This is a genomic window from Streptomyces sp. DH41, from assembly GCF_029813785.1.
Classification (GTDB): Bacteria; Actinomycetota; Actinomycetes; order Streptomycetales; family Streptomycetaceae; genus Streptomyces.
Map to the genome: position 1 here is coordinate 35,820 of NZ_JARVKY010000020.1, position 14,808 is coordinate 50,627.

The 14,808-nt window shown below is 73.7% G+C and carries 11 protein-coding genes; 7 read left to right on the plus strand and 4 right to left on the minus strand.

Going from position 1 to position 14,808, the window contains the following annotated elements:
* Positions 1-5 precede the first annotated feature (5 nt).
* Positions 6-608 (plus strand): PDZ domain-containing protein, encoded by a 603-nt coding sequence (locus QC283_RS28140; protein WP_279564506.1) that lies wholly within the window; start codon positions 6-8, stop codon positions 606-608.
* Here the strand turns inward: QC283_RS28140 and QC283_RS28145 are convergent.
* Positions 601-1,356 carry a phosphodiesterase gene (locus QC283_RS28145; RefSeq protein ID WP_279564507.1) on the minus strand — a complete coding sequence of 252 codons (756 nt, stop codon included), beginning with the start codon at positions 1,354-1,356 and terminating at the stop codon, positions 601-603. The two genes, QC283_RS28140 and QC283_RS28145, sit on opposite strands and share 8 nt — an antisense overlap.
* Before the next feature lie 170 nt (positions 1,357-1,526).
* On the opposite strand from QC283_RS28145, the gene QC283_RS28150 reads away from it, so the two are divergent.
* Both QC283_RS28150 and QC283_RS28155 read left to right on the plus strand, forming a co-directional pair.
* On the plus strand, positions 1,527-2,657 hold the full coding sequence (locus QC283_RS28150; protein WP_279564508.1) for an aminopeptidase P family protein: 1,131 nt from the start codon (positions 1,527-1,529) through the stop codon (positions 2,655-2,657).
* 73 nt (positions 2,658-2,730) lie between these two features.
* Entirely contained in the window at positions 2,731-3,690 is a 960-nt protein-coding gene (locus tag QC283_RS28155; RefSeq protein WP_279564509.1) for an aminoglycoside phosphotransferase family protein, read from the plus strand.
* Positions 3,691-3,866: 176 nt separating this feature from the next.
* On the opposite strand, the gene treZ is transcribed toward QC283_RS28155, so the two are convergent.
* Positions 3,867-5,612: a malto-oligosyltrehalose trehalohydrolase gene (treZ, locus tag QC283_RS28160; protein WP_279564510.1), complete on the minus strand. Its 1,746-nt coding sequence runs from the start codon at positions 5,610-5,612 to the stop codon at positions 3,867-3,869.
* Between the two features lie 194 nt (positions 5,613-5,806).
* Between treZ and QC283_RS28165 the strand changes: the two genes are divergently transcribed.
* From QC283_RS28165 to QC283_RS28175, 3 genes are all read left to right on the plus strand, one after another.
* Positions 5,807-6,358, plus strand: a complete 552-nt coding sequence (locus tag QC283_RS28165) for a DUF1707 and FHA domain-containing protein (RefSeq protein WP_279564511.1) — start codon at positions 5,807-5,809, stop codon at positions 6,356-6,358.
* A gap of 233 nt (positions 6,359-6,591) precedes the next feature.
* Positions 6,592-7,917 (plus strand): M14 family zinc carboxypeptidase, encoded by a 1,326-nt coding sequence (locus tag QC283_RS28170; RefSeq protein ID WP_279564512.1) that lies wholly within the window; start codon positions 6,592-6,594, stop codon positions 7,915-7,917.
* A complete protein-coding gene (locus QC283_RS28175; protein ID WP_279564513.1) occupies positions 7,914-8,375 on the plus strand; it encodes an SSI family serine proteinase inhibitor in 462 nt (153 codons plus the stop codon). Before QC283_RS28170 ends, QC283_RS28175 begins: the two co-directional genes overlap by 4 nt.
* A gap of 144 nt (positions 8,376-8,519) precedes the next feature.
* Here QC283_RS28175 and treY read toward each other — a convergent pair whose 3' ends face one another.
* Entirely contained in the window at positions 8,520-10,925 is a 2,406-nt protein-coding gene (gene treY / locus QC283_RS28180; protein WP_279564514.1) for a malto-oligosyltrehalose synthase, read from the minus strand.
* 95 nt (positions 10,926-11,020) lie between these two features.
* A complete protein-coding gene (gene glgX, locus QC283_RS28185; protein ID WP_279564515.1) occupies positions 11,021-13,156 on the minus strand; it encodes a glycogen debranching protein GlgX in 2,136 nt (711 codons plus the stop codon).
* A gap of 366 nt (positions 13,157-13,522) precedes the next feature.
* Between glgX and QC283_RS28190 the strand changes: the two genes are divergently transcribed.
* A complete protein-coding gene (locus QC283_RS28190; protein ID WP_279564516.1) occupies positions 13,523-14,770 on the plus strand; it encodes an SAV2148 family HEPN domain-containing protein in 1,248 nt (415 codons plus the stop codon).
* Positions 14,771-14,808: the final 38 nt, after the last annotated feature.

Here is a 14,808-nt window from a genome sequence, read left to right on the forward strand (position 1 = left end):
GATCCATGGAACAGACAGCGTTGCGACCCAAGCCGATGCCCGGTCAGGAACCGGGGGCCGGCACCGCGACCGGCACCGCCCGGCGTCCGCAAGCCGGGGGCCGGCGCCGGCGGCGGCTCACCACCCTGCTGCTGGTCGTGTGCGCCGCGGCGGTCCTGCTCCTGGCGGGCGCGGGACTCGGCACGATGGGCGCCACGGTGATCGGCATGAGCAGACTCGCCGAACTGCAACGGCAGGCGGGGCCGTCGGGTGCGGCCGGGGGAGCGGTGGCGCCGAAGGGAGGCCGGGCCACCGCGGAGCGCCCACCGGCCGGCCCGTCCCCGTCCCCGTCCCCGGCGCCGGCCGCCGCGACCCTCGGTGTGGAGGCCGTGGACGACGAGAAGCCGGGGGCCCTGGTCGTGGGAGTCCATGTGCCCGGCCCCGGATACGCGGCGGGCCTGGTCCGGGGCGACGTGCTCCTGACGGTCGGCACGACCCGGGTCGACTCGGCCGCGGACCTCGCCCGAGCCGTGGCCCACGCCCGACCGGGCCAGAAAGTCAAGATCACCGTGCGCCACGAGAGCGGCGGCTACCAGCAGCTGACGGCCGTACCGGGGGTCGTCACCTGACCGTGCGGAAGTGGCTCGTGAGCCGTCCCCCGTCGTCCAGCACGTGGTAGGCCAGCCCGACCGGGGCGTCCCGGTCCGCGATCCGCTCACCCTCCCAGGGCAGCCGCAGGGTCCACGTCACCCCGGGCCCGACCACCAGGGGCCGCCCGGCGAACACGGTGGCGGCGGGCGTGTGGGCGTGCCCCGTGATCAGCCCGGCGATCTCGGGCCGGCGGCCCAGCAGCGCGGCGAGGCGTTCCGGGTGGCGCAGTTGGTAGGAGTCCGGCAGGGGGTGGTGCACGGCGGTGGGCGGGTGGTGGAAGGCGAGGAGGACCGGGCGGTCGCCGTCGAGTTCGTCCAGGGCGGACTCGATCCAGCCGTAGGTTTCCTCGTCCAGCTCCCCCTCGTCGCTCCCCGGGACGCTGGAGTCGCACATCAGGACCGCGCCGCCGTCGAAGACGTGCACGCCGTTGACCGGCCCGTCGGCGGCGGGCCGGCCCAGCAGGGCCTTGCGGTAGGGCGCGCGGCTGTCGTGGTTGCCGGGGCAGGTGAGCACGGGCAACGGCGCGGTGCCGTCGCGCAGCCCCAGGATGCGGGCGGCCTCCTCGTACTCCGACTCGGTGCCGTGATCCGCGATGTCCCCGGTCACCAGGAGGGCGTCCACCCGCCCCGGCAGTTCCCACAGCCGGTCGCGAACGAGCTCGGCGCGCCCGGTCGCCCGCGCACTCCCGTCCAGGTGCAGATCGCTGATGTGCGCGAGTACGAGCACGGTGTCGGCCTCCTCCGGGCGCCCGAGGGCATTCCCCGCGACTAATGTTTGAGACGCATCAAACCATTAGGGGTGATGGTTGTTCAATGCCAATCGGCTCGCGTCGCCCCCTCGCCGGGGGCAGGATGCTGCCCGTAGTCCCTTCACTCTTGTCGCCCAGGGAGGCCCGGATGACCGGCAGCGCGCCCACTGCCCCTTTCACCGCCGACGACTACCGGGCCCGCATGGAGCGCGCCGCTCGGGCGGCCGCCGACGCCGGGCTGGCCGGACTGCTGGTGGCGCCGGGCCCGGACCTCGTGTGGCTCACCGGCTACGCGCCCACCGCGGCCACCGAACGGCTCACCCTGCTCGTCCTCGCCGCCGGCCGCGATCCGGTCCTCGTCGTCCCGACGCTGGAGGCGCCCGACGCGGAGAAGGCCGTCGGCGCGCCCGCCCTGACCCTGCGCGACTGGACCGACGGCAAGGACCCCTACGCCGCCACCGCCGCCCTCCTCGACGGCTCCGGACGGTTCGGCGTCAGCGACAACGCCTGGGCGATGCACCTGCTGGCCCTGCAACGCGCGCTGCCCGGCACCTCGTACGCAGCCCTCACCGAGGCGCTGCCCATGCTGCGCGCCGTCAAGGACGCGGCGGAACTGGAGCTGCTGGCGGCGGCGGGCGCGGCCGCGGACGCCGCCTTCGAGGAGATCCGCGAGGTGCGCTTCGGTGGCCGCCGGGAGTCCGACGTCGCCGCCGACCTCGCCGGTCTGCTGCGGCGGTTCGGGCACTCCCAGGTCGACTTCACCATCGTCGCCTCCGGCCCGAACGGGGCCAACCCGCACCACGAGGTCGGCGACCGCGTCATCGGGGACGGCGACATGATCGTCCTCGACTTCGGCGGCCTGAAGGACGGCTACGGCTCCGACACCTCCCGCACCGTCCACGTGGGCGCGCCCACCGACGAGGAGCGCCGGGTGCACGACCTCGTCCGCGAGGCGCAGGAGGCGGGCTTCGGCGCGGTACGGCCCGGGGTGGCCTGCCAGGAGGTCGACCGGGCCGCCCGCGCGGTCATCGCCGGTGCCGGCTACGGCGAGTACTTCATCCACCGCACCGGGCACGGCATCGGCGTCACCACGCACGAGCCGCCGTACATGATCGAGGGCGAGGAGCAGCTCCTCGTGCCCGGTATGTGCTTCTCCGTCGAGCCAGGCGTCTATCTGCCCGGCCGGTTCGGGGTACGCATCGAGGACATCGTCACGGTCACCGAGGACGGTGGCCGGCGTCTCAACGACACGACCCGGGAGATGGTCATAGTGGAGTGACCGGCGACGAAGAGCCCCGAACGCCCCGGCGGACCCGAGCGCCCCGGCAGATGCGGAAGACGACGGCGCGACCATGACCCAGGCACCGACACCCACCGCGGACACCGTCCGCCGACTGGTCCGTTCCCTGCTGGGCGAGAGCGCGGAAGGCGACGTGCGTCCCGTGGCGGCGGGCGCCGAACCCGCCACCTGGTGGGTCGGCGCACGGCACGTGCTGCGCCTGGCCCCCGACCGCGGGGCCGCGGTACGGCAGCGACGCGAACTCCGCCTGCGCGAGCTGCTCCGCCCGTACGTCTCCGTCGTGGTGCCGACGAGCGTGGCGCACGGCGAGTGGGCGCCGGGGCTGACCTACACCCTGGACGCCAAGGTGCCCGGCGGGTCGGGCGAGGACCACGACGTGTCGGCCCTCGGCGAGGCGGACCTCGCGGCGCTGCTCGCGGGGCTGCGTGAGGTCCCGGTCCGCCAGGCCGAGACCCTCGGCGTGCCCCGGGCCGCCCCGCGCCCGCTGGAGGCCTTGCGGCAGGCCGCGGAGCGGGCCGCCCGGCGCCTCGACGAGGCCGACGAGTTCGACGCCGCCCGGCCGGAGCGGCTCACCCGGGCCGCGTCGGCCCAGCTCGGCGTGCAGCCCGGCGCGGCGGTTCTCGTCCACCACGGCCTGGCCGGCGAGCACCTCGTGGTCGGCGCCGACGGCCGGGTGCGCGGCGTCCTCGGCTGGACCGAGGCGGTCCTCGGCGACCCGGCCGAGGACATCGCCGCACTCGCGCTCTGTGTCGGCGCGCCCGCCGCCGTACGCGCCGCCACCCTCGCCGGTTACGGAGCCCGGCCCTGCCTGCGCGGTCTGTGGCTGGCCCGCTGCGACGCCCTCGTCCACCTCGCCGAGGCCCTCGACGACCGGTCCGCCGGGCCCGAGTCCGAGCCGCCGCCCCTGCCCCTGCCCGCGCTCAGGACCAGGCTGCGGCGCGCCTGGGAGCCGATCCTGCTGGAACGCGTCACGGAGCTGCGCGAGGACGGCACGGACGACGCTCCGTCCTGACCGCCGCTCCTCACTCCCGCACGAGTCATTCCCGCACGAGTGACTCCCGCACGAGTGACTCCCGCACGAGTGACTCCCGCACGAGTCACTCCTGCACGAGTCATTCCCGCACGAGTCATTCCCGTACGAGTGACTCCCGTACGAGTGACTCCCGCACGAGTCATTCCCCGTACGTGTCACTCCTGTACGAGCACCACGCTCGACTCGCCCGGCACCCGCAGCACCCCGTCCGCGCCCGGCGCCCGCACCGGCTCCCAGGCGGCGAGTACGCGCGCGGGGCGGGTGCCCAGCGGGATCGCCGCCGGTTCGGGGCCCAGGTTGACGGCCACCCGGATGTCGCCGCGCCGGAAGGCCAGCCAGCGCGCCTCGCCGTCGTACGCCACCTTGGTGTCGGCGAGGTCGGGGGCGGTCAGGTCCGGCTGCTCGCCGCGCAGGGCGATCAGCCGGCGGTACCAGGCCAGTACGCGCGCGTGCGGCTCGCTCTCCGGCTCGGACCAGTCGAGGCAGGAGCGCTCGCGTGTCGCCGGGTCCTGCGGGTCGGGCACGTCCTCCTCCTTCCAGCCGTGCGCGGCGAACTCGCGCCGCCTGCCGCCGCGTACCGCCTCGGCGAGCTCCGGGTCGGTGTGGTCGGTGAAGAACTGCCAGGGCGTGCCCGCCGCCCACTCCTCGCCCATGAACAGCATCGGCGTGAACGGCGCGGTCAGCGTCAGCGTGGCCGCGCAGGCCGCGAGCCCCGGGGAGACCAGCGCGGCCAGGCGGTCGCCCTGGGCGCGGTTGCCGACCTGGTCGTGGGTCTGGCTGTAGCCGGTCAGCCGGTGCGCGGCGACCCGGCCGCGGTCCAGCGGGCGGCCGTGACCGCGCCCGCGGAAGCTGGAGTAGGTGCCGTCGTGGAAGTAGCCCCGCGTCAGCGTCTTGGCGAGCGCCGCCAGCGGAGCGCGCGCGAAGTCGGCGTAGTAGCCCTGCGACTCACCGGTGAGCGCGGCGTGCAGGGCGTGGTGGAAGTCGTCGTTCCACTGCGCGTGCACACCCAGGCCGCCCTCCGCGCGCGGGGTGATGATCCGCGGGTCGTTGAGGTCGGACTCGGCGATCAGGAAGAGCGGACGCCCCAGGTCGGCGGCGAGGCCGTCCACCGCGGTCGACAGTTCCTCCAGGAAGTGGCAGGCGCGCGTGTCGGCCAGGGCGTGCACCGCGTCCAGGCGCAGCCCGTCGACCCGGTAGTCCCGCAGCCACGCCAGCGCGCTGTCCACCAGATAGGCCCGGACCTCGTCCGAGCCGGGAGCGTCGAGGTTGACGGCGACGCCCCACGGTGTGTGGTGGGTGTCGGTGAAGTACGGACCGAAGGCGGGCAGGTAGTTGCCGGTCGGGCCCAGGTGGTTGTGCACCACGTCCAGGATCACGCCCAGGCCGAGTGCGTGAGCCCGGTCGACGAACCGTTTCAGCGCCTCCGGGCCGCCGTACGGCTCGTGCACGGCCCACAGCGAGACCCCCTCGTACCCCCAGCCGTGCCGGCCCGGGAAGGGGCACAGCGGCATCAACTCCACGTGCGTGACGCCGAGGTCCGCCAGGTGGCCGAGCCGTTCGGCGGCGGCGTCGAGCGTGCCCTCGGGCGTGTACGTGCCCACGTGCAGCTCGTACAGGACGCCACCGGGCAGCGGGCGCCCGGCCCACTCGGTACGCCACGCGTACCGCCCGTGGTCGACGACCGCGCTCGGCCCGTCCGGTCCGTCCGGCTGCCGGCGCGAGCGCGGGTCCGGCAGCACCGGCCCGTCGTCCACCGCGAAGCCGTACCGCGAGCCGTCGCGTGCCTCGGCTCTGCCGCACCACCACCCCGGCCGCTCCGGATCGCGCTCCAACGCGCGCGTGGCGCCGTCGCACTGCAACGTGACTCGGCCGGCCTGCGGTGCCCACACCTCGAACTGCACGGACGGTTCCCCTTCGTCTGCTCACCGTGATGTAGCCCGTCCATGGTCCTGCAAAAGTGATCTCCGCGCTGCTGAAAACACCGTTTGCGGCGGGTGTCGTGCCGTGGTCCGGGAGTGACGGGCGTGCCCGGCGCGCGTGGCGGCCGTTTCCCGTTTTCTGGACACTCCGGCCCGGCTGACCGACAATCACCTGCGTGACGTCGTCCTTCGAGTTCAACACGTACCCCGCGCGGTTGTCCGACGCGGAGCGCGACAAGGCGCTGAACTTGCTCCGGGACGGCGTCGCCATGGGACGTCTGTCGCACGACACGTTCATCCGCAGGATGGAGCTGGCGCTCGCCGCCCGCCGTCTGGAGGAACTCGCCCCGCTCACCGCCGACCTGGCCACCGAGGGGCGGGTGTCGCGGCTGGTCTTCGGCACCGTCGAGGCGGTGTCCGGGTTCGGCGTGCGGCTGCGCCGGGCCTGGCAGGCGGAGCGGGTGCCCAAGCTGCTGCTGCCCCACCCGGGTGCCGGTCATCCGCTGCGCATAGGGCGCGACCCGGCGAGCGGGCTGCGGCTGACCCACGAGACGGTCTCCCGCGTGCACGCCGAGCTCAGCCGCCAGGGCGGCATGTGGGTGCTGCGGGACCTCGGCTCCACCAACGGCACCACGGTCAACGGCCGTCGGGTCATCGGTGCGGCCATCGTCCGCGAGGGTGACCAGATCGGCTTCGGCCAGATGGCCTTCCGCCTCGCGGTGAACTGAGCCCGGGGGCGGTGGAGAGGCCGGTGCACAGCTCTGGCCTGGGGTTCACTCGGTGTCGTGCGTCGCGGTGGGCCGGATCGTCGGGTCGGATCATGGGACAAATCCCTTTGCTTTTCATAGTGTTGACGTACCCCCCAACTCGTGACTGACTGTGCGTACACCGCGCACGTCAGGTGAACCGACGGCCCGCATCGTGGAGGTGTGCCCTGCCGCCCCTCCTGCGCTATCCGACCGTGGACGAACTGGGCGCCCGGGCCGCCGCACTCGTCGCCCGCCATCCCCGGGACGCCCGGCTGCGCCGCGTCGGCACGTCCCGCTCCGGCATCCCGCTGCTGCTGCTCTCCGTCGGCCACGGCAGCCGCCAGGCCCTCGTCGTCGCCGGGCCGCACGCCAACGAGCCCGTGGGCGGCGCCACCGTCCTGAGGCTGGCCGAGCGCGCCCTCGCCGACCCCCGGCTCACCGAGGGCGCGGACGCCACCTGGAACCTCCTGCTGTCCGTCGACCCGGACGGTCTGCGCCGCAACGAGGGCTGGCTGTCCGGCCCGTACACCCTCGGCCGCTACGCGCGGAACTTCTTCCGGCCCGGCTTCCTGGAGCAGCCCGAGTGGCTGCCCGACGGCCCGGACCGCGCCGTGCTGCCGGAGACCCGCGCCCTGCTCACCCTCCAGGACGAACTGCGCCCCTTCCTGCAGTGCTCCCTGCACGGTGTCGACGTCGGCGGCGGCTTCGTCGAGGTGACCCACGACCTGCCGGGCCTCGCCCAGCGCATCGCCCAGACCGCGGCCCGGCTCGGCGTCCCCCGCGAACTGGGCGCCTACGACACCCTGTACTGGCCCGACCTCGGCCCCGCCGTCTACCGCATCCCGTCGCCCCGCCGCGGGGACCTCACCGCGGCCATCACCGAGGCCGCCGTCGACTCGACGTGGTGCCATCCGCAGCGGTACGGCACCGTCACCGCGGTCGTCGAGGCACCCATGTGGGGTGTCGCCGCCGTGGCGGACGGCTCGCCCCCGGCCGACCGGGACGGGGTGCTGCGGTTCGTGAGCCGCTCCCTGCGGCACGACACCCAGCGTCTGCACCGCGTCCTCGCCCGGCTCCGCCCCCACCTCGCGACCGTCCCGGGGGCGGCGCACCTCCTCGCGCCGGTCGACGACTACCTGCTGGTCTGCCCCAGGCTGGCCGACGCGTGGGACCCCGACACCGACGACGGATCGGGCCGCTCCCTGCCGCCCATGAGCACCGCCCACCTGGTCGCCCTGCGACTCGCCGGACGGCGCCTGTCCCTGCGGACCGCGGGGCTTCTGCACCAGCTGGTGACCCGTACCGGAGGCGATCCGGCGGGTGTGCTGCCCGAACTGGACCGGCTCGTCGACGAAGGCTGCGCCGACTACCGCGACGGCTGTGCGGCCCGCTGGATACCGGTCGCGCGCCAGGTGGAGTACCAGACGCGCGTCGTACTCGCCGCGTTCGAACTGGCCGGGCGGCGCCCCACCGCGGGCTCCCGTTCGGGTGAGCCGGGCTGGGGTTCCGAGGCCGCCGTGCCGATGCACCGGGAATGACTCACACCATCACCGCCCGGGCGGCCCGGACCGCCCTCCTGGCAGCCGCCGCCCTCCTCCTCACCTGCGCCGCCCCCGCACAGGCCACCGCGGAGCGTGAACCGGCGAACGACTGGCTCCACCTCACCGTCACCCGGGGCGACGCCCAGTCGGACGTCCTGCCCGGTGCCCCGTCAGGTGACCAGTCGGACGTCACGCGCGGCGCCCTGCTGCTGTGCCACCCGCCTCGCGGGCACGCCCACGCGGCCCGCGCCTGTGCGGAACTCGACGCGACGAACGGCCGCATCGCCGACATCCCGCCGCGGGACACCCACTGCCCGATGATCCACGCTCCGGTGACCGCCCACGCGCACGGGCAGTGGCGGGGCCGGCCGGTGGAGTACACGCAGACCTTCCCCAACCCGTGCGTGATGGCGGCGCGGACGGGGGCGGTGTTCGCGTGGGACACGGAGGGATGAGCCGGGCGGGCCGGTGAGCGGGCGACACGCGTTCGACCTCCGAGCCGAGCGCGTGTCGCTCCCCGTCAGCCCCCGTCAGCCCCCGCCACCCTCGTCGCCTCCGTCCGCTTCCGGGCGGTCCTCGTCGCTCCCGTCCGCTCCCGGTCAGCCTCCGTCGCCCGCCGCCGCTCCCACCCGCTCCAGCAGCGCCACCGGCACCCCCGCGAACAGCTCCTCAACGCGCGCGTGCCCGGTGAACTCCCGCCCGGGCGTCAGCGCGTCCGCCCACCGGCCCGGCGGCAGCGGCAGCGTGGTGCCGTGCCAGCCGCCGGCCTCCGCCAGCCGCAGCGACAGCCGGGTCACGGCCGTCAGGACATCTCCGGAGCGGACGAACGCCACACAGTGCGCTGCCGCGGGTCCCTCGGCGCGCAGCGGCTCGTACGACGCCGCGTCGCCGAAGACGTCGGGCCGCCGCGCGCGCAGCGCCAGCGCCGCCCGGGTCACCGCGCCCTTCTCCCCGCCCTGGGACCTCCCGTCCCCGCCGCCCTCCCCGAAACGCACCGGCCTGCGGTTGTCCGGGTCGACCAGGGCCAGGTACTCGTCCTCCGTGCCCTGGTAGAGGTCAGGTACCCCCGGCATCGTCAGGTGCGTCAGGGCCGTGCCGAGGACGTTGGCCCGGATGTGCGGCTCCAGGGCGTCGCGGAAGGCGGTCACCCGCTCGCCCGGCGCGCCGCAGGGCCCCGCCGCCACGAACCGGGCCACCGCCTCCTCGTACGGCGGCTCCCGCTCCGTCCAGCTGGTGTACATCCCCGCCTCGCGCACATGCTTCAGCAGTGCCTCCCGCACGCGCTCACCGTCCGCCGGACCCAGCCCGAACACCGTCTGCCAGGCCGCCCACGCCAGCTGCGCGTCCGGCACACCCTCACCCGTGCGGGTGACCTCCGTCAGGACGTCCGCCCAGCGCTCCGGGCACTCGGTGAGCACCGCCAGCGCCGCCCGCACGTCGGCGCTGCGCTTGGTGTCGTGGGTCGAGACGACCGTGCCGGTCGCGGGCCAGTCGCGCTGCACGCGCGCGCAGTACGCGTGGAAAGCCTCCGGCGACAGGGCCGGACTCCCCGGGTTCCCGCCCACCTCGGTCGCCGACAGCAGCGGCACGTAGCGGTAGAACGCCGTGTCCTCCACCGACTTCGCGCGCAGCGCCGACGCCGTCTGCGCGAACCGCGTGCGGAACTCCACGTGGTCCGGCCCGTCCCCGTACCGGCCCAGCACCAGACCCCGTACGACGTCCACCGCGCCGGCCTCCTCGGGCACCGCGAACGCGAGCCGCGCCTCGGCCGCCGCCTCCTCGGTGACGACCGACGCCGCGTCCACCGACGCGTACGGCCGGTACACCTCCAGCCGGACCAGCAGCTCCCGCAGCGCCGTGCGCAGCGCCCACGGCGCCCGGTCGCGCAGCGCGGGCTCCGGCGAGGCGACGCACAGGCGGTGGGCCACCCGGGTCAGCCGGTCCGTCTCGGTGGCCAGCTCGTGCGTGAGCACCTTGTACGCCGCACGCCGCACCGTCGCCGCCCAGTCCCCGCCCCGGTCCGTCTGCGGGGCGGCGAACCTGCGGTACTGGCCGAGCAACTCCCCGTACCCGGCCGGGTCCGTGAAGAGCCCGTCGACGTGCCGCAGGGCGTCGTAGCCGGTGGTGCCCGCGACGGGCCAGGCGGCCGGCAGCCGCTCCCCGTCCGCGAGGATCTTCTCCACCACCGTCCACCGGCCGCCAGTGGCCTCGTGCAGCCGCCGCAGGTAGGCGTCGGGGTCGGCGAGACCGTCGGGGTGGTCGACGCGCAGCCCGTCGACCACCCCCTCGTGCAGCAGCCGCAGGATCGTGGCGTGCGTGGCCTCGAAGACCACCGGGTCCTCCACGCGCACGCCGATCAGCTCGGAGATGCTGAAGAAGCGCCGGTAGTTCAGCTCGGTGCGCGCGAGCCGCCACCACACCGGGCGGTACCACTGCGCGTCCAGGAGCCGCGGCAGCGGCAGGTCCGCGGTGCCGCCGCGCAGGGGGAAGGCGTGGTCGTGGTACCGCAGTACGTCACCGTCGACCCTCAGCTCGTCCAGCACCTCGCCGACCGGGGCGCCGAGCACCGGCAGCAGCACCTGGCCGCCCTGCGCCTCCCAGTCGATGTCGAACCACCGCGCGTACGGCGACTTCGGGCCCTCCCGCAGCACCTCCCACAGGGCGCGGTTGTGGCGGGGGGACATCGCCATGTGGTTCGGCACGATGTCCACCACCAGGCCGAGGCCGTGCTCCCGCGCGGTGCGCGACAGCGCCCGCAGTCCGTCCTCGCCGCCCAGTTCCTCGCGCACGCGCGCGTGGTCCACGACGTCGTAGCCGTGCTGCGAGCCGGGGACCGACTCCAGGACGGGGGACAGGTGCAGATGCGACACACCGAGCGAGGCCAGGTACGGCACGGCCGCCGCGGCGGCCCCGAAGGGGAACGCGGGCTGCAGCTGCAGCCGGTAGGTGGCCGAGGGGGCCGGGGAGGTCGAGGGCAGCACCGGGTCGGGTCGCTCAGGTGTCATGGAAACCTACGTACCCGCCCCGCCGCCTTTCGTGTCATCGGGCCCCCTGCACGGGCGTAGGGGCGTGTCTTACGGGGGACACGCCCCCGCGTCCGCTAGACCGGCCGCTGCAAGACCGTCAGGCTCCGGTCCACCAGGGTCAGCCGGTCCCCGGCCTGCACCTTCGCGGCCGTGCCCGCGGGCACCCCCTCCGGCAGGGCGGTGTCGACGACCACTTCCCACTGCCGGCCGTGGTCGACCGGCACCACGAAGTCCAGCGGCTTCGGCGAGGCGTTGAACATCAGCAGGAACGAGTCGTCCCCGATGCGCTCCCCGCGCGCGCCGGGTTCGGAGATCGCGTTGCCGTTCAGGAACACCGTGAGCGCCGACGCCCGCGCCGAGTTCCAGTCCCGCTGGGTCATCTCCGCACCCTCCGGGGTGAACCAGGCGATGTCCGAAAGCTCGTCGTGGGTGCCTTCCACGGGGCGCCCGTGGAAGAAGCGGCGTCTGCGGAAGACCGGGTGGTCCTTGCGCAGCCAGACCATCGCGCGGGTGAACTCCAGCAGCCCGGTGCCGGGGCCGTCACCGTCCTCGTCGCCGTCCCGGTCCGGCCATGCCACCCACGCCAGCTCGTTGTCCTGGCAGTAGGCGTTGTTGTTGCCCCGCTGGGTGCGGGCGAACTCGTCGCCGTGGCTGATCATCGGCACGCCCTGGGAGAGCAGCAGGGTGGCGACGAGGTTCCGCATCTGGCGTGCCCGCAGCTCCAGCACCGCCGGGTCGTCGGTTTCGCCCTCGACACCGCAGTTCCAGGACCGGTTGTGGCTCTCGCCGTCCCGGTTGTCCTCGCCGTTGGCGTGGTTGTGCTTGTCGTTGTACGCCACCATGTCGTGCAGGGTGAAGCCGTCGTGGCAGGTCACGAAGTTGATCGAGGCCAGCGGGCGGCGGCCGTCGTCCTGGTAGAGGTCGGAGGACCCGGTCAGCCGGGACGCGAACTCCGCGAGCGTGCGCTGCTCACCGCGCCACAGGTCCCGCACCGTGTCCCGGTACTTGCCGTTCCACTCGGTCCACAGCGGCGGGAAGTTGCCCACCTGGTAGCCGCCCTCGCCCACGTCCCACGGCTCGGCGATCAGTTTGACCTGCGAGACCACGGGATCCTGCTGCACCAGGTCGAAGAACGACGACAGCCGGTCCACCTCGTGGAACTGCCGGGCCAGGGTGGCGGCGAGGTCGAAGCGGAAGCCGTCGACGTGCATCTCGGTGACCCAGTACCGCAGCGAGTCCATGATCATCTGGAGGACGTGCGGGGACCGCATGAGCAGGGAGTTCCCGGTGCCCGTGGTGTCCATGTAGTAGCGGGGGTCGTCGGCCAGCCGGTAGTAGGACGGATTGTCGAGGCCCTTGAAGGACAGCGTCGGACCCAGGTGGTTGCCCTCGGCCGTGTGGTTGTAGACGACGTCGAGGATGACCTCGATCCCGGCCTCGTGCAGCGCCTTCACCGCCGACTTGAACTCCAGCACCTGCTGGCCGCGGTCGCCCCAGGAGGCGTAGGCGTTGTGCGGGGCGAAGAACCCGATCGTGTTGTAGCCCCAGTAGTTGTTCAGGCCCATGTCCACCAGGCGGTGGTCGTTGACGAACTGGTGTACCGGCATCAGCTCCAGCGCGGTCACCCCCAGCTCGGTGAGGTGCTCGATCAGCGCCGGGTGCGCGAGGGCCGCGTAGGTGCCGCGCAGCTCCTCGGGGAGCCCGGGGTGCCGCATGCTCAGACCCTTCACATGGGCCTCGTAGATCACCGTGTGGTGGTACTCCGTCCGGGGGCGCCGGTCGTCGCCCCAGTCGAAGTACGGGTTCACCACGACCGACGTCATCGAGTGCGGCGCCGAGTCCAGGTCGTTGCGCCGGCCAGGGTCGCCGAAGTGGTAGCCGTACACCTCCTCGCCCCACTGGACCGACCCGCTGATCGCACGCGCGTACGGGTCGAGGAGCAGCTTGGCGCTGTTGCAGCGCAGCCCGCGCTCGGGGGCGTACGGGCCGTGCACGCGGTAGCCGTACCGCTGCCCCGGCATCACGCCCGGCACGTACGCGTGCCGTACGAACGCGTCGCTCTCCCGTAACTCGATCGCGGTCTCCGAGCCGTCGTCGTGCAGCAGACACAGCTCTACTCGGTCGGCGGCCTCCGTGAAGACCGCGAAGTTGGTGCCGGCGCCGTCGTATGTGGCACCGAGTGGATACGCCTCTCCAGGCCAGACCTGCATGGACACGACTCTTTCAGGTGTACGGCGCCGGTGCGGACGCCTTGGCTCCGAGTTTCCCGGAAGTCTCCCCGAAAGTGAGGCGACCACCTGGCACGTACGTCCTCCTACCCGCCCCTCGGCTCTCTCCTCGGCAAGCGCCCCATGGGGGGCGCGAGGAAGCCTTCCCCGTACCGGGCGGCGTCACCGCTATGAATCCGCTCACTCCCCGGTGCGAGGCGGACCGGAACGGTCGCGGAGATCACGGTCGTTGGGAAAACCGGCCCGTCCATCGGGCTGCACCGCGGACCGCTCGCGGAGTACCCTTCCTTGATCGTTGAGACGGGGTCTGACCGGTAGTGCTCCGGGGGAGCGGAAGGCGGTGCGCGGGTGGGCTCGGGAGGGCTGGAGCTGCCTCCTGGTGACGACGGTCACCAGGGGAACTCCACGGACGTCCCGCCCGGTGCGGTGTCCCTGGCGCGGCCGATGAGCGTGGGCGCGATCGGACCGGAGCTGGACTGGGACGCCGACGCCTGGCACGAGGTGCGCACCCGTGCGCAGCGGGCCGGCCGGGCCTACATCTGGCTCAACCTCGTCGAACAGCGGCTGCGCGCGGTCGTGGCCGCCGTCCTCAGGCCGGTCTACGAACCCGTCCACGGCGACGAGTGGGTGGTCGCCGCCGCGGGACCCGCCGGCCAGGAGTGGGTGCAGCGGGCCGTCGCCGTCCGCGAGGTCAGCCGCCGCAAGGGCTACCTGCTCGACCCGGCCGACGACAACGTCCTCAGCTTCCTCACCCTGCCGCAGCTGCGCGAGCTGATGGTCCAGCACTGGCCCTGCTTCGAGCCGTACGTGGACGAGCGCCGCGACGTGGAACTCGCCCTGGACGAGCTGGAGGTCACCCGCAACGTCGTCTCGCGCAACCGGGCGCTGTCCGAGTCGGTGCTGAACCAGGCCGAGCGGGCCTCGGCGCGGCTGCTGGAGGTCCTCGGCGCGGGCGGTGACGTGCCGTCCACGCGGCGGCTGCCGGTCGACGCCGTGGAGGACCTGGTCGGCGACCGCTACGCCGACGTGGTCGCCGTGCACTCGGACCGGGTGCGGCTGCTGCGCCAGTTCCCGGCCGAGGACATCTTCGGCAGCGCGCGGCGGCTGGACGCCCTCGGTATCGGCCTCAACCTGCTCGTGCAGAACTTCTCCGGGCGCCGCCTGCTCCGGCTGGCCGAGTCCGGCGGCCGGGTGCGGCTGCTCTTCCTGAACCCGGCCTCCAGCGCGATCAAGCGCCGCGAGCGCGAACTGGGCATCAAGCGGGGCGAGCTGAGCCGCGCCGTGGAGATGAACATCCTGCACATGCGCCGGGTGCGCTCCCGGCTGCGGGACCCGGGCGCGTTCGAGATCCAGGTCTTCGACGAGACGCCGCGCTTCACGGCCTACCTCGTCGACGGGGACGGCGCCGACGGCATCGCGGTCGTGCAGTCCTATCTGCGCCGGACCCGGGGGATGGAGGCGCCGGTGCTCGTCCTGCGCAACGGGCGGAACGGCAGCAAGGTGGTGAAGTCGGACCAGGTCGACGAAGGTGGACTTTTCCCCACCTATCGCGAGGAGTTCGAGCTGATGTGGGCGGATTCGCGGCCGGTGTCGTGAGCGTCGGCGTCGGTCCGGGCGCGGGGCGGCGGCGTGCC

What these genes read in the sequence shown, in the direction of transcription:
- QC283_RS28175 (WP_279564513.1), top strand. Translation starts at nt 7,914, where the DNA reads ATGACTCACACCATCACCGCCCGGGCGGCCCGGACCGCCCTCCTGGCA.
- QC283_RS28155 (WP_279564509.1), top strand. Translation starts at nt 2,731, where the DNA reads ATGACCCAGGCACCGACACCCACCGCGGACACCGTCCGCCGACTGGTC.
- QC283_RS28150 (WP_279564508.1), top strand. Translation starts at nt 1,527, where the DNA reads ATGACCGGCAGCGCGCCCACTGCCCCTTTCACCGCCGACGACTACCGG.
- QC283_RS28140 (WP_279564506.1), top strand. Translation starts at nt 6, where the DNA reads ATGGAACAGACAGCGTTGCGACCCAAGCCGATGCCCGGTCAGGAACCG.
- treY (WP_279564514.1), bottom strand. Translation starts at nt 10,925, where the DNA reads ATGACACCTGAGCGACCCGACCCGGTGCTGCCCTCGACCTCCCCGGCC.
- glgX (WP_279564515.1), bottom strand. Translation starts at nt 13,156, where the DNA reads ATGCAGGTCTGGCCTGGAGAGGCGTATCCACTCGGTGCCACATACGAC.